The sequence below is a fragment of the Pantoea sp. USHLN256 genome (assembly GCF_037149875.1).
Lineage (GTDB): Bacteria > Pseudomonadota > Gammaproteobacteria > Enterobacterales > Enterobacteriaceae > Pantoea > Pantoea nemavictus.
Genome location: NZ_JBBCQO010000002.1, coordinates 406,476 through 426,965 on the forward strand (window position 1 = coordinate 406,476; position 20,490 = coordinate 426,965).

General features: G+C 59.9%; 3 protein-coding genes. All 3 read right to left on the reverse strand.

The window, feature by feature from the left end:
* Positions 1–8: 8 nt before the first annotated feature.
* Positions 9–8,432, reverse strand: coding sequence for an Ig-like domain-containing protein (locus WFL93_RS06945; RefSeq protein ID WP_336777641.1), 8,424 nt, complete (start codon positions 8,430–8,432; stop codon positions 9–11).
* Positions 8,433–8,723: 291 nt separating this feature from the next.
* On the reverse strand, positions 8,724–9,632 hold the full coding sequence (locus tag WFL93_RS06950; protein ID WP_336777642.1) for an OmpA family protein: 909 nt from the start codon (positions 9,630–9,632) through the stop codon (positions 8,724–8,726).
* A gap of 66 nt (positions 9,633–9,698) precedes the next feature.
* Positions 9,699–20,288 carry an Ig-like domain-containing protein gene (locus tag WFL93_RS06955; protein ID WP_336777643.1) on the reverse strand — a complete coding sequence of 3,530 codons (10,590 nt, stop codon included), beginning with the start codon at positions 20,286–20,288 and terminating at the stop codon, positions 9,699–9,701.
* Positions 20,289–20,490 lie beyond the last annotated feature (202 nt).

A 20,490-nucleotide genomic window follows, 5' to 3' on the forward strand; every position in this document is an offset into this window, starting at 1 on the left:
AAGGGTTATCAGTTATTCAACAGGTTGGTCTGGATCCCCTCCTGCACTAATAACTCTGCTTCCAGCGAGCTGTGTTTATAAACCTCATAGCGGACACCGGAAACCTGCACCGTGCCTTCGACTTTCGCCCAGTCACCGGAATCGGCGCCTTCGACTAAATCGCTGAGGTTTAATACGTCGCCTTCATTGCCTTTCACCATCATTTGCGTGGTGTCGTCATTAATAAACAGGTTAGTACCGCCCTGCGCCAGAATATCGCCGAGGCTGATATTCAGCGTATTATTGCCGCTGCCGGTCAGGTCGATCACTTCCACCGATTTCACCATCTCACCAAGGCGGGTCAGATCGATAAGCTGATCTTCGCCCTGGAGGGCCAAAATATCGATTCTCTCTTCGGTGCCGATAATAGTGCCTTCATTACCTTCTGACAGATTACTAAGATGCACAATCTCATCATTTAACATTAGTAGGTTGTCGTCTTCCTGCGTATTGAAAGTTGACACTACCGGTGGTGTAGTCCATTTGACGTTATCAATAAGTCCTTCATATTTAATAAACTCAATTTTTCCAATAATCTTACCCGCAGGAGCTACATATGAGTTATTACTCATTGAAATACCGCGTGTAACTAAAAGGTTCCCCTCGGTATCGTAAACTTTATATTGCCTACGGCTGCTAGGCTCAAGAACGTTATGAGCTTTAAGCGCATCGAAGGATACTTGCGTTGCACCTGTGCCAAAGAGCAATGTAGCTCTATAGTCAATGCTATCCCATGCATCGTAAATCAGGATGCTTTGATTCGAAAGATAACCCGACATCTGAGTCGTGCGCGAAAGTAAAGTTAACCCGTTGTCAAAGTAGTTAGCATATTGCGTTACTCCATCATAGACAACTTTGTGACCCGACATGACGCGACCAGAGGTTTTAAATGTCTCAAGTAGCTCTGTTCCAGGAGCTGGTCCAGCAGGCAATGAAATATCTGTTGGTGGCGTTAGATTCGCCCCTGGAAGTTCACCCCATGTAACTTCGTCGATATAGGCATATGCATTACTGGCTTTACCATTAGTACTAATTAATATTTTTCCGATCATTTTACCTTCCGGCGCAATGAATCGTTCATTTGTCTCCAGGGTCGAAGGTTCAATGACTTGCAATAACTCCTCATTCGTATCAAAAATTCTAATTAAACCATATGAGGTCATTTTCATTTTGATATGGACGTATTCAGCCGAACCAACATCCAGTGTTACTGCATCTCCTCTAGCAGTATTGAGATTAAATCTCAGCCTGCCGTCAACGTCAGCTTCTCCTTGCACACTTGATTGCAGTGTCAAGCCATCTGCGAATTCATGTACTACGCCAGCTTCAAGCTTGTCATATTTCTTATATGCACTAAATAGTTCGCTTCCTGACTTCCCTTCTGGTGTTATTCCGCCTGGAGACCATTCAAGAATTTGATGCTCAAATAACTTCATATCAGACACGCTGACAACACCAACTGTTCTGGTGTTTACTTCCAGTACTATTTTTCCGATACCTAACCCCATTGAGGCACTAAAGGTTTCTACAGAATCACCGGCAGGAAGCTGCAAACGCTGAACTAGCGAGCCATTTTCATCAAATATCGATACCCAAGTTTCGCCGGATGTTGGCACATTGAATTTCATTGCCACTCTATCCTGTGCACCAAAATGGAATTCGGTTTTACTACCGTAACTGAACTGTAGGGCACCAGCCTGAACGCCTCCGCCACCTAAAACCGTTATCCATTGTTGCTTGGAATAATCATACATTTGCTGCTCGGTAATACCGTTTACCCTTGCAGTTCCAATCGGTCCTCTGCTGCCTCCCGTTGACACGAATTGAATGCCACTCTGAGTTGTATAAATTTTGTTGTTTTCAAGCGCGCCGGTATACAACCCTATTTTTGCGTCTCTTCCTCCATCGATATCTACTAGCTCGCCCACACCTCCCGGCGGCAATATTGATGAGGTCGGATCAATCCGCAGATCCACTCCGCTCGCCATTTCCGCGCTGTTACCGGCTTTATCGATAATCACCGCTTTAATGTTGTAGTCTCGGTCTGCCGTCAGGCGTGGTGACACCTGTACCTCCCATGTACCGTCACCGCGTACGTAGCCGGTACCCAGCAGGTTGTCGCTGGCGTCGCGCAGTTCAATCTTCGCGCCCACTTCAGACGCATCCGCCGTGCCTTTGAACAGCGGATCGCGGTCGGTAGTGCTGCCGATAATCTCCGCGCCGCTGTCGTTCTCGATGCGGGTGATGACCGGTACGGTCGGTGCCGTGGTGTCAACCGTCAGGCTAACCGCCGGGCTCGCCGGGCCTTCGTTACCCGCCGCGTTGGCGGCTTTCGCCGTCAGCGTGTAGACCGCTTCAGTCAGCGCCGGCTGAGGGATCACTTCCCAGCGGCCGCCTTCAACACGCGCCGTACCAATTACCGTGGTGCCGTTGTAAACGGTCACGATGGTGCCGTTCACGCCGGTGCCGCGGATCGCTGGCGTGGTGTCGTTGGTGAATCCGTTGGTGATCGCGACGTCGCTGCTACCCTCGTTGTTGAACATCCCGGTCACCACCGGCGCGGCAGGCAGCGCAACGCCGTTATTGATCTCAAAGCTCAGCGTGTCGCTGCGCTCGCTCTCGTTCTTCGCCTTGTCACGGATCGCGATACTGATGTCGTAGCTGCCGTTGCCGAGGTCAGCCGGTGGCGTCCACGTCCACACGCCGCCAGGCTGAATGGTCACGGTCATCAGCACGGTGTCGCCGTTGTAAATCACCACCACGTCACCGACAAACTCGTCGAGGCCTGCGCCCTTGAACTCCGGACGCGCATCGTCGGTGACCGCGCTTTCCGCAATCCAGCCGGTCTGGTCGCCCTGGTCATCCCAGGCGCCTTCGAACGCGTTGCCTAAGCCAATCTCACTTTCCGGCAGCACCGGTGCGGTGGTGTCGATGGTCAGGTTGATGGTGTCACGCATCGGCGTTTCGTTGTTGGCGCGGTCAATCAGTACCGCAACCAGCTCATAGGTGCCGTCGTCCAGTGCCGGATCGAACGGTGCACGCCAGGTGCCCGCTTCCGTCACGATGCCCGAACCGAGCACGTTGCCGTCGGTGTCGCGAAGTTCAACTCTCGACCCGGCTTCGCTGCGCGCTGCGGTACCGATAATCACCGGATCGGGTTTGTTGGTGATCAGCTCCAGTACCGCCAGCGGCGTGACGCCACCTTCGGCGCCGACGCTTTCAATGCCGATCACTTCCGGCGCTTCCGGCTCGGTGATGTCCACTTCCAGCTCAACCGGCGCGCCGGTCATCGGCGCTTCGTTACCGGCCGGGTCAATAATGACCGCCACCAGCCCGTACTCGCGCTCTTCCAGCTCCGGATCGATCGGTGCACGCCAGGTGCCGTCAGGATTCACCACGCCGGTGCCGAGCACGTTGTCGTCCTCATCACGGATTTCCACCCGCGAACCTTGATCGGCCGGATCCGCGGTGCCCACAATCACCGGCTTAGTGACGTTAATCACGTCGCCGAGGGTGTTGCCGTCCGCGTCCTCAATGCCGATCACTTCTGGCTCGCCCGGCGGCGTGAGGTCGATTTCCAGGTCGATCGGTGCGCCGGTCATTTCGGTTTCGTTGCCGGCCGGGTCAACAATGACCGCGATCAGCTCGTAATCACCTTCGGTCAGCGCCGGAGCGATCGGGGCTTCCCAGCCGCCGTCGGTGCCCACCACGCCGCTGCCGACCACGCTGCCGTCCGGTTTACGGATTTCGACCACCAGGCCGGCGTCTTCCGGCGGCGCGGTGCCGACGATCACCGGGTCAGTGACGTTGGTCACGTTGCCCAGCGTATTGCCGTCGGTGTCTTCGATGCCGATGACTTCCGGTACGCCCGGCACTTCGGTATCGATCTCCAGCTCAATCGGAGGGCCTTCCATTTCGGTTTCGTTCCCGGCCGGGTCAACAATCACCACCACCAGGTTGTAGTCGCCGTCTTCCAGCTCCGGATCGACCTCCGCGCGCCAGCCGCCGTCGCCGCCGACCACGCCGGTGCCGACCACCCTGCCGTCTTCGTCGCGGATTTCAACAATCGAACCCGCATCGTCCGGGTTGCCGGTGCCGATAATCACCGGCTTCTTGTCGTTGGTCGCGCCGCCGGTTACCGGGTTACCGCTGCTGTCCTCGATGCCGATCACTTCCGGTGCGTCCGGTGCGTCGGTATCAATGTCGAACACGAACTCATCGCTCAGCGCGCTCTCGTTGTTCGCCGGGTCACGCACGATAATCGCAATGCGGTGCTCGCCCGGGCCCATATCGGTAGTTGGCTCAAAGCGCCAGGTGCCGTCGGTGCCCACCACTTTGGTGCCGATCAGCTGACGCGGATCCTGCGACAGGTCGTAGATGTAGACCGTGTGGCCCGCTTCCAGACCGGCGCCGTGGAACTCCGGACGCGGGTCGTTGGTGACGTCGCCGGCGCTAATCGGGCCGGTACGGGGATCAACGTTGTCCCACGCGCCTTCCAGCGCGTTGCCCGGCATGCCCACTTCGCCGTCGCCCGGCAGGGTTGGCTCGCTCTGGTCGATTTCCAGGTTGATCGGTGCCGGGATGGTCACGGTGTTGCCCGCCGGATCCTTGATGCCGACCGTGATGGCGTAGTCGCCGTCGGTCAGCGCCGGTGAAACGATCGCTTCCCAGCTGCCGTCTGCCTGCACCACGCCGCTGCCAATCAGGCGGTCGTTCTGGTCGCGCAGCTCAATGATTGAGCCTTCTTCGGACGGATCGGCGGTGCCTTTAAATACCGGGCTTGGCTCGTTGGTCAGGCCGCCGGTGATCGGTTGCCCGCTGCTGTCCTCGATGCCTTCCAGCACCGGTGCTTCCGGCGCGGTGGCGTCGACGATAATTACCCACGCCGGGTCGCTTGCGTCGGACTTGTTGCCCACCGCGTCTTCAAACACCACACGCAGGTTGTACTCGCCGTCGTTCAGCGGGGTGCCCGGGCTGAGGCTCCAGGTGCCGTTAACCGCCACTTCGGTGCCAATCAGGCCGCGCACGTCGTCATAGATGTAGACGATGGTGTTGGTCGGGGCGGTACCCGCCATCACCGGCGAGCGGTCGTTGGTGTACTCACCGCTGGCCACCGGCATCGACGGGGTCGCCGACGGGTTGCCGACGTTGTCGGTGATGCTGTCGAAGGTGCCGTCCGGCGCCGTGGTGTCCAGCTCAACGTTGAAGTTGTTGCTCGGGTCGGCGCTGCCCGCCACGGTGGCGTGGATCACGTAGCCGCGCTCGCCGTCGGCCAGTTCGATCTGCAGCTCCCAGCGGCCGTTGCGGTCCGAGGTGACCGTGGTGTACAGCACGTTGTCAATGTAGATGCTGACCACCGAGTCCGGCGTCGCGGTGCCCTTCAGGGTCGGCGTTTCGTCGTTGATCACGCCGTTGTTGGTTACGTCCAGCGGGTCGTCGTTGGCGTTGCCCACCATGCCGGTGATGCTGACGCCCACGCCGCGGGTATCCGTAACAAATTCAAACGCCGGTGACGCCGGGCCGAGGTTGCCGGCCAGATCTTCCACCTGCGCCGTCAGGCTGTGCGTGCCGTCGCGCAGTTCCGGTACGTCATACTGCCAGGTGCCGTCATCCTGCACGTAGGTGGTGCCGATAGTAGCGCCCGCGGCGTTTTTGATGATGACTTTCGCGCCGATCTCCGGCGAGGTGCCGCGCAGCTGCGGGGTGCTGTCGTCGGTGGTGCCGCCTGCCGCAACCGGACCGGTGGTGCCGACGTTATCCCACAGCACGATGTCGCCCGGCGCCGCCGGCTCCAGGGTGTCGATGATGATCTGACGATCGCCGGTGGTGCCGCTTTCGTTGCCCGCCGGGGTACGCGCCGTCGCGTTCAGATTATAGGTGCCGTCGCGCAGCGCCGGATCCGGATTCCATTCCCACTGCCCGCCGGTGACGGTGGCAGAGCCGACGATGTTGTCCGGGCCCGGGCCGTTACGGATGATGATAATGGTGCCGTCAACGCCGGTGCCCTTCATCAGCGGGGTATTGTCGTTGGTGTGGTAGCCGTTGTTGATCGGGATCAGGCTGTCGCCGTCATCGTTGAAGATGCCGTCGATGCCCGGCACCGCCGGACGGCCGCCCGCGCCGAGGGTAAAGTCCAGCGCGTCGGTTTTCGCCGATTCGTTGCCCGCTGCGTCGCGGATGGCGATCGAGATGCTGTAGTCCGCGTTCATCAGCGGCAGATCCGGCGTCCAGCTCCAGGTGCCGTCGGCGCGCACGATAACGCTGTGCATCGCCACGTCACCGTTGTAGATCACCACGATGTCGCCTTCGTTCAGGCCTGCGCCCTTAAATTCCGGACGCGCGTCGTCGGTAACGGTGCCGTCGGCAATCCAGCCGGTCTGGTCGCCCTGGTCGTCCCAGGCGCCTTCAAACGGCTGACCAAGGCCGATGCCCGGGCTCGGGTTGTCCGGAGGAGTGAGGTCGATTTCAAACACGAACTCGTCGCTGAACTCGCTTTCGTTATTGGCGGCGTCGCGCACTTTAATCGCAATGCGGTTTTCACCTTCATCCAGATCGTTTTCTGGCTCATAGGCCCAGTTGCCATATTCATCGACGGTTTTCGTGCCGATAAGCGTCGGCGGGACGGTGCGCATGTCATAAATCATCACCGTCGTACCGGCCTCCAGGCCGGCGCCGCGGAACTCCGGGCGCGGGTCGTTGGTTGGCACGGTCGGATCGATCCAGCCGGTGCGCGGCTCCAGATCATCCCACGCGCCTTCCAGCACGTCGCCCAATTCGCCCACGCCGCCCTCGCCCGGCAGCTCCGGCGCGGTCTGATCGACTTCCAGACGCACCGGGGTGGTCATTTCGGTTTTGTTGCCGGCTTTATCGATGATAACGGCAATGATGTCGTACTCCGCCTCGGCCAGCGCCGGGGACACGCGTACCACCCAGCTGCCGTCGGTGCCAACGATGGCGGTGCCCAGCAGGTTGTCGTTCTGGTCGCGCAGCTCGATTTTCGCGCCCGCTTCCGACGGATCGGCGGTGCCTTTAAACACCGGCTCGCCGTCCGGGGTGCTGCCGCCGGTGATTGGCTGACCCGCCGAATCTTCGATGGCGGTAATCACCGGCTCGGCCGGGGCCTGGGTATCGATGATGATGCTGATGGCCGGGGAAGGTAAGCCGGTGTTGCCGGCCTTGTCGCGGTTCACCACGTGGAAGCTGTAGCGGTTGTCCGCCAGCTCGTCGGTGAACGGATAGCGCCAGCGGCCGTCGGCGCCGACCGGCGCTTCGCCGACCTTGACGTTGTTGAGATAAATTTCAACGAAGGTGTTGGCCTCGGCGCTGCCGAGCATCGTCGGTTTGTTTTTGTTGGTGTAGATTTCCCGGGCGTTAAAGGTGCCGGCAATTTCAAAAGAAGGAGCGTTGATGATCGACACGCCGTTTTCGTCGTGCAGATCGTCAATTGCGGCGCGGCCCGGCGCGATGCCGTCAACCACCATCTCAAAGCCCGGCAGCGGCAGGCTTGGCTTGCCGGTGATGGGGTCGCGCTCAACCAGTACGATATCGTACTCACCGTCGTCCAGCGGGGGTTTTGGCGTCCAGGTCCATTTTCCGTCGTCGCCGATCACCAGCTCATCAATAATTTTACCGCCGTCGGTCACTTCTATTTTGTTGCCCGGCTTGCCGGTCCCGGTAAACACCGGTGATTTCTCTGCGCTGTGGTCGCCAGAATTAATCACGTTACCCTGCTGATCGCGCACGCTGCCGACCACGATGGAGGTCGGGATGTTCGGGCCGCCGTTGCTGCCGTCGTCGTAGGCGCTGCCGCCGCCGACAGTATCATTGCCGTTGCCGTTATTGTTGCTGCTGCCGTTATCGTCTTTATCCAGCATGTGCTTATCGACGAGGACACCCAGCCCGATAGCCGCGCCCAGCGCCGCCAGCGCGCCCAGCGCGCCCAGCGCAATCAGCGCCGGCGACATCACAGAGTCCGCCATGGTCAGATTATTCAGCCCCGCCGCGCCCGGGAATTTCACGGCGCTTAACACCACGGCGCTGCTCTCGCCGTCCTGCAGGAAGGCGGCTTCATCGCCCTCTTCCGCGCTGGCGGCGGTGTACTCATGCCACTGGCCGTCTTCGCCCTTACCGACCAGCTCACCGGCGTTGTCGTAGTAGCCGGTGATAATCAGCGCCGGATGCTCAAGCTCTGACTCATCCAGCACCACGTGCAGATCTTTACCGGCGCGCTTTAATGTGATGTTTTGCGGTGCAAGACCCTGTTCGCCTTCAGCAAGAATGTATTTACCGCCCGGAATGGCTTTAATCCTGACCGTTTTGTTACGGGTTAGCACTTCCGCTTTAATAATCGTGTTGTTCTCAACAACGGCCGCATTGACCTGAACTGCACTCATGGATAATCCCTTATGTGTGTATTGATTTTTAACGCTCTGAGGTGAGCGACGCAGAGTGAGCCTGAGAGATACATTCGTCATGTGAACGTATTTTCAGAGAGGGAAATGCTAACAATTCAGATAGCTGACGTAAGAGGGCGGGGTCTTGGAAATGATGCTTTTAAAAAGGGTAATTTCTTAATTCTACTCAGAATTTTCCAGAAAACAGTATCAAAAAAGGCCGGTATTAACCGGCCCTGAGATGGATGTTGGCTTATTGCGTGGCGGATTCAATGCCGCCGCGTAGCATGCTTACTCCTGCACTTCGCTGCTGCCGTCTACGCGGATGGCCACGCGGCGGTTCGGTGCGTAGCAGGCGATCTGCTCGGCTTTGCTGCCGTAGCAGTCGTGCACCAGCGGCTCGCTCATGCCGGCGCTGGCGGCGGTGATATCACGCGCCGGAATGCCGGCCTGCACCATCAGCAGGCGGATGGTTTCCGCACGGCGCTGACCCAGCGCTTCGTTGGCGGCGGCGGAACCGATCTGGTCGGTGTGGCCGATCACCTGCACGTTGCGCAGCGTGGTGTTTTCACGGCGGATCTGCTGCACCAGCTCACGAATCGCGGTGTGGCCGTTGCGGGTGATATCCGCACGGCTGGATTTGCCAAAGGCAAACAGCACGTCGCTGGAGAGCGAGTAATCCTTGTACTGCTTCTCCGCCACGCCGACGTACTGGCAGGCTTCGACGGTAGAGGCGCGGGACAGCGTGTGCGCCTGCTGGCGCATCGCTTTCATGGCGCGCTCGGCGTCGCTGCGCGTGACTGACTGCGGCATGCCGCTCAGGCCGTCACCCACTTTGACAAAGTAGGTTTCGCCGCCTTCAAGGCTGGCGCGAAACGGCTGGCTGCGTTTGCCGGCGTACATCGGTGCGTCTTTAACGAACGCGCCAAGGCTGTGGGTGCCCGGTGCCACGCAGAAGGTGGTGAAGCCCTGCGGCAGCAGCGCCGCCTGGAATTCGCCGTCGACGTAGACGTTGGCGCTGCCGGCGTGCTGGTCGGCTTCACGGTAGAAGACGATTTGCGCCTGCGATGCCGCCACTTTGGCCACCGGCTGATAGTTGCCGGCAAACGCGGTGGCTGCTGGCGCGGCCGTGCCTGGTGCTGCAGCAAATAGCGCGCCGCTTAGTGCCAGAACAAGGGCTGAAGATTTAAAAATAGTCATGACTCCTCCGCGGCTCCCTTTATCAGGGAGCCGGAATGTAATAATGGTTAATAAGGTTAAGGGTTATCAGTTATTCAACAGGTTGGTCTGGATCCCCTCCTGCACTAATAACTCTGCTTCCAGCGAGCTGTGTTTATAAACCTCATAGCGGACACCGGAAACCTGCACCGTGCCTTCGACTTTCGCCCAGTCACCGGAATCGGCGCCTTCGACTAAATCGCTGAGGTTTAATACGTCGCCTTCATTACCTTTCACCATCATTTGCGTGGTGTCGTCATTAATAAACAGGTTCGTGCCACCCTGCGCCAGAATATCGCCGAGGCTGATATTCAGCGTATTATTGCCGCTGCCGGTCAGGTCGATCACTTCCACCGATTTCACCATCTCACCGAGGCGGGTCAGATCGATAAGCTGATCTTCGCCCTGTACCGCCAGAATATCGATTCTGCCTTCGGTGCCGATAATTTCGTCCTGCTGCTCTTCACCTAATTTCGCCAGTTGTACCATTTCGTCATTTAACAACAGCGAATTTTCATCCTCAATTGCATCTGCCATGCTACGGCTTTTGGCCGGCGGCGTGGTCCATGTAACATTATCAATGGTTGCACCACCACCAAAGAACTCAATTTTTCCAATCACCCTGCCTGTTGGAGCAGTATAGGATGTCCAACTATTGTCACCAGAAATACTTCGTGTGGTAATAACCTTGCCATCAATGTCATATATACGGAATTGCGGATTGCCTCCTCCCCCTCCGTTAGTTGTTGCGCTGAATTTTATTGTAGATGCGCCTGTACCAAATTTCAGCGTTGGAGCTGGACCGTCATACATTCTAATGTCCAATCTTTTGTATGAGTCTGCTACCCAAGGATTATGGTTTGACTCGTACACTAAACCATTTGAGAGATAGCGTAAGTATCGTTTGTGACCATCTATAGTTACTGCTTCTTCCCAAGGAAGGAATGTATGACCATAACTATTAAAGTCTTCCAGTAATTCAGTATTAGGGGAAATTACTGGCAATGGAATAGCAGATGGCGGTTTATTAATAGAAGTCGATGGTTTGTTCCCCCAAACGAGATTATCAATATTGATATCGACATCACTATTTCCTGTTATGATTATTCGACCAATCACTAGCCCTTCAATACTTTTTGCATTGAGAACATTCCTTCCTTCTTTAATGCCAATGATGGTGTCAAACATTACATTTTTGTCGGTAACCAACTGTATTTTAACGTCATTAATTGCTACATCTGAGTAAAACGTAACATAATGAGCTGGACCAACCTTGAGTTCAACGCGCTTCGTATTTGAAATTGAAAGATTCAATTGTTGATCAGCTGTTATACTGGCCCCAGCCGTACTATAAACACTGAGACCGCTACTTAGATCATGCCATTTACTTGCTGAAAAAATATCCCCTTCGCTGAAAGCATCAAATGCCTCTTTACCTGCTTTTACCGCAGACATACCACTAGCCTTAGAAACCGTAAGATTAGACATTTCTATCGGACCGCTATATGCCTCCAGCACAATTTTACCTATTTTACCACCTGCAGGCGGGTAAACAGTTTGTAAACGAGTCCCAGTACTAAGAATTTCAATTCGTTCAATAAACGCACCTTCACCATCGAAAAGCGAAAGGAAGCCTCTACCCGGGCTACCAGGTATATTTATATTGAATTTGATCTGCTCATCCGTATTGAAATGGAATTCGGTTTTGCTACCCTGGCTGAATCTTAATACTCCTTTATTCCATCCATCGGGAATATTCCAGGTGGCATTCCAGGTTAGCTCACTGGTCGATTCAACTGCGCCAACTCCACCTGTAGAGATAAAGCTTGCTCCACCTAAAGATGTATAAACCTTATTTTTTTCTAATTTCCCAATAAATGCATATATCGCCATATCATGACTGGATCGGTCACCAACAAAGCCTCCATCGCCCGCTTCCCCAATTGGCGGCAGAATCGGTGCTATTGCATCGATACGCAGATTCACACCGCTTGCCATCTCAGTAGTGTTACCGGCTTTATCGGTAATCACCGCTTTGATGTTGTAGCTCTGGTTCGCCGTCAGACGTGGCGTTACCAGCACCTGCCAGGTCCCGTCACCACGCACGTAGCCAGTACCCAGCAGGTTATCGCTGGCGTCACGCAGTTCGATCTTCGCGCCCACTTCCGACGCATCCGCCGTCCCTTTGAACAGCGGGTCGCGGTCGGTGGTGCTGCCGATAATCTCCGCGCCGCTGTCGTTCTCGATGCGGGTGATGACCGGTGCGGTCGGGACCGTGGTGTCAACCGTCAGGCTGATCGCCGGGCTCGCCGCGCCTTCGTTACCGGCCGCGTTGGCGGCTTTCGCCGTCAGCGTGTAGACCGCTTCGGTCAGCGCCGGGTCCGGGATCACTTCCCACACCCCGCCGACAACGCGTGCCGAACCGATTGCCGTGGTGCCGTTGTAAACGGTCACGATGGTGCCGTTCACGCCGGTGCCGCGGATCGCTGGCGTGGTGTCGTTGGTGAAGCCGTTAGTGATCGCGACGTCGCTGCCACCCTCGTTGTTGAACATCCCGGTCACCACCGGTGCTGCAGGCAGCGCGACGCCGTTGTTAATCTCAAAGCTCAGCGTATCGCTGCGCTCGCTCTCGTTCTTCGCCTTGTCGCGAATTGCGATGCTGATGTCGTAGCTGGCGTTTGGCAGATCCGCCGGTGGCGTCCACGTCCAGGTGCCGCCGCTCTGAATGACGACGGTCGTCAGCACGGTGTCGCCGTTGTAGATGACCACGAAGTCACCCACGAACGCGTCGAGGCCTGCGCCCCTGAACTCCGGACGCGCATCGTCAGTTACCGCGCTTTCCGCAATCCAGCCGGTACGATCTCCCTGGTCATCCCAGGCGCCTTCAAACGCGTTGCCCGGGCCAATCTCACCGTCCGGCAGCACCGGTGCTACGGTGTCGATGGTCAGGTTGATGGTGTCACGCATCGGCGTTTCGTTGTTGGCGCGGTCAATCAGCACCGCAACCAGCTCATAGGTGCCGTCGCGCAGCGCCGGGTCGATCGGCGCACGCCAGGTGCCCTCACCCGTCACAATGCCCGAACCGAGCACGTTGCCTTCCGTGTCGCGAAGTTCAACTCTCGACCCGGCTTCGCTGCGCGCTGCGGTACCGATAATCACCGGATCGGGTTTGTTGGTGATCAGCTCCAGTACCGCCAGCGGCGTGACGCCACCTTCGGCGCCGACGCTTTCAATGCCGATCACTTCCGGCGCTTCCGGTACCGTGATGTCCACTTCCAGCTCAATCGGCGCGCCGGTCATCGGCGCTTCGTTACCGGCCGGGTCAACGATGACCGCCACCAGCTCGTACTCGCGCTCTTCCAGCTCCGGATCGATCGGTGCACGCCAGCTGCCGTCTTCCTCTACGCGGCCGGTACCCAGTACCGTGCCGTCCACGTCGCGGATTTCCACCAGCATGCCTTCGTCGGCCGGATCCGCGGTGCCCACAATCACCGGCTTAGTGACGTTAATCACGTCGCCGAGGGTGTTGCCGTCCGCGTCCTCAATGCCGATCACTTCCGGCTCGCCCGGCGGCGTGAGGTCGATTTCCAGATCGATCGGTGCGCCGGTCATTTCGGTTTCGTTGCCGGCCGGGTCTTTGATGACCGCGATCAGCTCGTAATCCCCTTCCGTCAGCGCCGGAGAAATTGGGGCTTCCCAGCCGCCGTCAGGGCCCACCACGCCGCTGCCGACCACGCTGCCGTCCGGTTTACGGATTTCGACCACCAGGCCGGCGTCTTCCGGCGGCGCGGTGCCGACGATCACCGGGTTGGTGACGTTGGTCACGTTGCCCAGCGGGTTGCCGTCAGTGTCTTCGATGCCGATGACTTCCGGTACGCCCGGTACTTCGGTATCGATCTCCAGCTCAATCGGCGCGCCTTCCATTTCGGTTTCGTTGCCGGCCGGGTCAACAATCACCACCACCAGGTTGTAGTCGCCGTCGTCCAGCTCCGGGTCGACTTCCGCGCGCCAGCCGCCGTCGCCGCCGACCACGCCGGTGCCGACCACGTTGCCGTCTTCGTCACGGATTTCAACGATGGAACCCGCATCGTCCGGGTTGCCGGTACCGATAATCACCGGTTTTTTGTCGTTGGTCGCGCCGCCCGTCACCGGGTTACCGCTGCTGTCCTCGATGCCGATCACTTCCGGTGCGTCCGGTGCGTCGGTATCAATTTCGAACACGAACTCGTCGCTCAGCGCGCTCTCGTTGTTCGCCGGGTCACGCACGATAATCGCAATGCGGTGCTCGCCCGGGCCCATATCGGCGGTTGGCTCAAAGCGCCAGGTGCCGTCGGTGCCCACCACTTTGGTGCCGATCAGCTGACGCGGATCCTGCGACAGGTCGTAGATGTAGACCGTATGGCCCGCTTCCAGACCGGCGCCGTGGAATTCCGGACGCGGGTCGTTGGTGACGTCGCCGGCGCTAATCGGGCCGGTACGCGGGTCAACGTTATCCCACGCGCCTTCCAGCGCGTTGCCCGGCATGCCCACTTCGCCGCCGCCCGGCAGTTCAGGCTCGCTCAGGTCAATTTCCAGGTTGACCGGCGCCGGGATGATCACGGTGTTGCCCGCCTTATCCTTGATGCCGACGGTAATCGCGTAGTCGCCCTCGGTCAGCGCCGGTGAAACCACCGCTTCCCAGCTGCCGTCTGCCTGCACCACGCCGCTGCCAATCAGGCGGCCGCCCGCGTCGCGCAGCTCAATGATCGAGCCCTCTTCGGACGCATCGGCGGTGCCTTTGAACACCGGGCTTGGCTCGTTGGTCAGGCCGCCGGTGATCGGCTGCCCGCTGCTGTCCTCGATGCCTTCCAGCACCGGCTCGGCCGGGGCGGTGGCGTCGACGATAATCACCCACGCCGGGGTGCTCGGACGGGACTTGTTGCCCACCGCGTCCTCAAACACCACGCGCAGGTTGTACTCACCGTCGTTCAGCGGGGTACCCGGGCTGAGGCTCCAGGTACCGCCCACCGCGACTTCGCTGCCGATCAGGCCGCGCACGTCGTCGTAGATGTAGACGATGGTGCCGGTCGGGGCGGTACCCGCCATCACCGGCGAGCGGTCGTTGGTGTACTCACCGCTGGCCACCGGCATCGACGGGGTCGCCGACGGGTTGCCGACGTTGTCGGTGATGCTGTCGAAGGTGCCGTCCGGCGCCGTGGTGTCCAGCTCAACGTTGAAGTTGTTGCTCGGGTCGGCGCTGCCGGCCACGGTGGCGTGGATCACGTAGCCGCGCTCGCCGTCGGCCAGTTCGATCTGCAGCTCCCAGCGCCCGTTGCGGTCCGAGGTGGTGGTAGTGTAGAACTCGCCGTCAATGTAGATGCTGACCACCGACTCCGGCGTCGCGGTGCCCTTCAGCGTCGGGGTGTCGTCGTTGACCACGCCGTTGTTGCTGACGATCAGGTCTTCCGCGTTGGCATGTCCTACCAGTTGGGTGACGCTGACGCCCACGCCGCTGGTATCCGTAACAAATTCAAACGCCGGTGACGCCGGGCCGAGATTGCCGGCCTGGTCTTCCACCTGCGCCGTCAGGCTGTGCGTGCCGTCGCGCAGTTCCGGTACGTCATACTGCCAGGTGCCGTCATCCCGCACGTAGGTGGTGCCGAGGGTCTGGCCCGCGGCGTTTTTGATGATGACCTTCGCGCCGATCTCCGGCGAGGTGCCGCGCAGCTGCGGGGTGCTGTCGTCGGTGGTGCCGCCTGCCGCAACCGGACCGGTGGTGCCGACGTTATCCCACAGCACGATGCCGCCCGGCGCCGCCGGTGCTTCGGTGTCGATGATGATCTGACGATCGCCGGTGGTGCCGCTTTCGTTGCCCGCCGGGGTACGCGCCGTCGCGTTCAGGTTGTACGTGCCGTCGTCCAGCGCCGGATCCGGATTCCATTCCCACGCGCCGCCGGTGACGGTGGCTGAGCCGACGATGTTGTCCGGGCCCGGGCCGTTACGGATGATGATGACGGTGCCGTCTACGCCGGTGCCCCTCATCAGCGGGGTGTTGTCGTTGGTGTGGTAGCCGTTGTTGATCGGGATCAGGGTGTCGCCGTCATCGTTGAAGATGCCGTCGATGCCCGGCACCGCCGGACGGCCGCCCGCGCCGAGAGTAAAGTCCAGCGCGTCGGTTTTCGCCGATTCGTTGCCCGCTGCGTCGCGGATGGCAATCGAGATGCTGTAGTCCGCGTTCATCAGCGGCAGGTCCGGCGTCCACGTCCAGGTGCCGTCGGCGCGCACGATAACGCTGTGCATCGCCACGTCACCGTTGTAGATCACCACGATGTCGCCTTCGTTCAGGCCTGCGCCCTTAAACTCCGGACGGGCGTCGTCGGTGACGGTGCCGTCGGCAATCCAGCCGGTCTGGTCGCCCTGGTCGTCCCAGGCGCCTTCAAACGGCTGACCAAGGCCGATGCCCGGGCTCGGGTCGGCCGGTGCCGTGAGGTCGATTTCAAACACGAACTCGTCGCTCGGCTCGCTTTCGTTGTTGGCGGCGTCGCGCACCACGATCACGATGCGCTTTTCGCCTTCGCCCATGTCGGTGGTCGGCTCAAAGCTCCAGGTACCGTCGGTGCCCACCACTTTGGTGCCGATCAGCAGGCGCGGCGTTTCAGACAGATCATAGATGTAGACGGTGTCGCCCGGCTCCAGGCCGGCGCCGCGGAACTCCGGGCGCGGGTCGTTGGTTGGCACGGTCGGGTCGATCCAGCCGGTGCGCGGCTCAACGTTGTCCCACGCGCCTTCCAGCACGTCGCCCGGCTGGCCCACGCCGCCGTCGCCCGGCAGGGTTGGCTCGCTCTGGTCGATTTCCAGGTTGATCGGTGCCGGGATGGTCACGGTGTTGCCCGCCGGATCCTTGATGCCGACCGTGATGGCGTAGTCGCCGTCGGTCAGCGCCGGTGAAACCACCGCTTCCCAGCTGCCGTCTGCCTGCACCACGCCGCTGCCAATCAGGCGGTCGTTCTGGTCGCGCAGCTCAATCAGTGAGCCTTCTTCGGACGGATCGGCGGTGCCTTTGAACACCGGGCTTGGCTCGTTGGTCAGGCCGCCGGTGATCGGTTGCCCGCTGCTGTCCTCGATGCCTTCCAGCACCGGCTCGGCCGGGGCGGTGGCGTCGACGATAATTACCCACGCCGGGTCGCTCGCGTCGGACTTGTTGCCCACCGCGTCTTCAAACACCACGCGCAGGTTGTACTCGCCGTCGTTCAGCGGGGTACCCGGGCTGAGGCTCCAGGTGCCGTTAACCGCCACTTCGGTGCCAATCAGGCCGCGCGCGTCGTCATAGATGTAGACGATGGTGTTGGTCGGGGCGGTACCCGCCATCACCGGCGAGCGGTCGTTGGTGTACTCACCGCTGGCCACCGGCATCGACGGGGTCGCCGACGGGTTGCCGACGTTGTCGGTGATGCTGTCGAAGGTGCCGTCCGGCGCCGTGGTGTCCAGCTCAACGTTGAAGTTGTTGCTCGGGTCGGTACTGCCCGTCACGGTGGCGTGGATCACGTAGCCGCGCTCGCCGTCGGCCAGTTCAATCTGCAGCTCCCAGCGCCCGTTGCGGTCAGAGGTGGTGGTAGTGTAGAACTCGCCGTCAATGTAGATGCTGACCACCGAGTCCGGCGTCGCGGTGCCCTTCAGGGTCGGGGTAGTGTCGTTGACCACGCCGTTATTGGTCACGTCCAGCGGGTCGTCGTTGGCGTTGCCCACCATGCCGGTGATGCTGACGCCCACGCCGCTGGTATCCGTAACAAATTCAAACGCCGGTGACGCCGGGCCGAGGTTGCCGGCCAGGTCTTCCACCTGTGCCGTCAGGCTGTGCGTGCCGTCGCGCAGTTCCGGTACGTCAAACTGCCAGCTGCCGTCATCCCGCACGTAGGTGGTGCCGATGGTGGTGCCCGCGGCGTTTTTAATGATGACCTTCGCGCCGATCTCCGGCGAGGTGCCGCGCAGCTGCGGGGTGCTGTCGTCGGTGGTGCCGCCTGCCGCAACCGGACCGGTGGTGCCGACGTTATCCCACAGCACGATGCCGCCCGGCGCCGCCGGTGCTTCGGTGTCGATGATGATCTGACGATCGCCGGTGGTGCCGCTTTCGTTGCCCGCCGGGGTACGCGCCGTCGCGTTCAGGTTGTACGTGCCGTCGTCCAGCGCCGGATCCGGATTCCATTCCCACGCGCCGCCGGTGACGGTGGCAGAGCCGACGATGTTGTCCGGGCCCGGGCCGTTACGGATGATGATGACGGTGCCGTCTACGCCGGTGCCCTTCATCAGCGGGGTGTTGTCGTTGGTGTGGTAGCCGTTGTTGATCGGGATCAGGCTGTCGCCGTCATCGTTAAAGATGCCGTCGATGCCCGGCACCGCCGGACGGCCGCCCGCGCCGAGAGTAAAGTCCAGCGAGTCGGTTTTCGCCGATTCGTTGCCCGCTGCGTCGCGGATGGCGATCGAGATGCTGTAGTCCGCGTTCATCAGCGGCAGCTCCGGCGTCCACGTCCAGCTGCCGTCGTCCTCTACCACCACGCTGTGCATCGCGACCGCGCCGTTGTAAATCACCACGATGTCGCCCGGGTTCAGGCCTGCGCCCTTAAATTCCGGACGGGCGTCGTCGGTGACGGTACCGTCGGCAATCCAGCCGGTCTGGTCGCCCTGGTCATCCCAGGCACCTTCAAACGGCTGACCTAGGCCGATGCCCGGGCTCGGGTCGGCCGGTGCCGTGAGGTCGATTTCAAACACGAACTCGTCGCTCGGCTCGCTTTCGTTGTTGGCGGCGTCGCGCACCACGATCACGATGCGCTTTTCGCCTTCGCCCATGTCGGTGGTTGGCTCAAAGCTCCAGGTGCCGTCGGTGCCGACCACTTGGGTGCCGATCAGCAGCGGTGGCGTCTCGGAACGGTCATAGATGTAGACGGTGTCGCCCGACTCCAGGCCGGCGCCGCGGAACTCAGGGCGCGGGTCGTTGGTCGGCACGGTCGGGTCGATCCAGCCGGTGCGCGGCTCAACGTTATCCCACGCGCCTTCCAGCACGTCGCCCGGCAGGCCCACGCCGCCCTCGCCCGGCAGTTCAGGCGCGGTCTGATCGACTTCCAGACGCACCGGGGTGGTCATTTCGGTTTTGTTGCCGGCTTTATCGATGATAACGGCAATGATGTCGTACTCCGCCTCGGCCAGCGCCGGGGAGACGCGCACCTCCCAGCTGCCGTCGGTGCCGACGATGGCGGTGCCCAGCAGGTTGTCGTTCTGGTCGCGCAGCTCGATTTTCGCGCCGGCTTCTGACGGATCGGCGGTGCCTTTAAACACCGGCTCGCCGTCCGGGGTGCTGCCGCCGGTGATCGGCTGACCCGCCGAATCTTCGATGGCGGTAATCACCGGCTCGGCCGGGGCCTGGGTGTCAATGATGATGCTCAGAGTGGGGGATGGTAAGCCGGTGTTGCCGGCCTTGTCGCGGTTCACCACGTGGAAGCTGTAGCGATTGTCCGCCAGCTCGTTGGTGAAGGTATAGCGCCAGCGGCCGTCGGCGCCGACCTCGGCTTCGCCGACCTTGACGTTGTTCAGATAGACGTCGACGAAGGTATTAGCCTCGGCGTTACCGATCAATGTTGGCTTGTTTTTGTTGGTGTAGATTTCGCCCGCGTTGAAGGTGCCGGCAATTTCAAAGGAAGGGGGGTTGATGATCGACACGCCGTCTTCGTCGTGCAGATCTTCGATTTCAGCGCGGCCCGGTGCCACGGTATCCACGACCATCTCAAAGCCCGGCAGCGGCAGGCTTGGCTTGCCGGTGATGGGGTCGCGCTCAACCAGTACGATATCGTACTCACCGTCGTCCAGCGGTGGTTTTGGCGTCCAGGTCCATTTTCCGTCATCGCCGATCACCAGCTCATCGATGATTTTACCGCCGTCGGTCACTTCAATTTTGTTGCCCGGCTTGCCGGTACCGGTGAAGATCGGGGATTTCTCTGCGCTGTGGTCGCCCGGGTTAATCACGTTGCCCTGCTGGTCGCGCACGCTGCCAACCACGATGGAGGTCGGGATGTTCGGGCCGCCGTTGCTGCCGTCGTCGTAGTCGTTGCCGTTATCGCCGCCGTTGCCATTGCCGTTGTTGTTGTCTTTCTCCGCCATGTGCTTGCCAACCAGCATGCCGAGGCCGGTGGCCGCGCCCAGCGCCGCCAGTGCGCCCAGCGCAATCAGTGCCGGCGACAGCATAAAGCCGGCCATACTCAGGTTGTTCAGGCCCGCTGCGCCCGGGAACTCTACGGCGCCCAGCGCCACGGCGCTGCTTTCACCGTCCATCAGGAAGGCGGCTTCATCGCCCTCTTCACCGCTGGTTGCGGTGTATTCATGCCACTGGCCGTCTTCGCCTTTACCTACCAGCTCACCGGCGTTGTCGTAGTAGTCAGTGATAATCAGCGCCGGATGCTCAAGATCCGCGCCTTCCAGTACCACGTGCAGGTCTTTGCCTACGCGCTTTAATGTGATGTTTTCCGGGGCAAAACCTTTCTCGCCTTCAGAAAGAATGTATTTGCCGCCCGGAATCGCTTTAACCTTCACCGCCTTGGCGCTGGTTAACACTTCCGCTCTGACAATCGTGTTGTTCTCAACGACTGCCGCATTTACCTGAACTGCACTCATGGATGATCCCTTAAGTGTGAATTGATTTTGACGTCAACCTTCCGGGCGACGCAGAGTGAGCCTGAGAGAGTCTTCAACAGTTGAGAGATTTCCCCAGATGTTAGGATCCTACCAACTATAAGAATCGTCTGAATCAAGCCGGGTCTTGGAATGTAGGAATGAGGAGGATTTAGCTGTAGGAAAGAGGGTTTTTCTACGTTAT

Coding starts and splice junctions, on each gene's coding strand:
- WFL93_RS06945 (WP_336777641.1), bottom strand. CDS start 8,432: ATGAGTGCAGTTCAGGTCAATGCGGCCGTTGTTGAGAACAACACGATT.
- WFL93_RS06950 (WP_336777642.1), bottom strand. CDS start 9,632: ATGACTATTTTTAAATCTTCAGCCCTTGTTCTGGCACTAAGCGGCGCG.
- WFL93_RS06955 (WP_336777643.1), bottom strand. CDS start 20,288: ATGAGTGCAGTTCAGGTAAATGCGGCAGTCGTTGAGAACAACACGATT.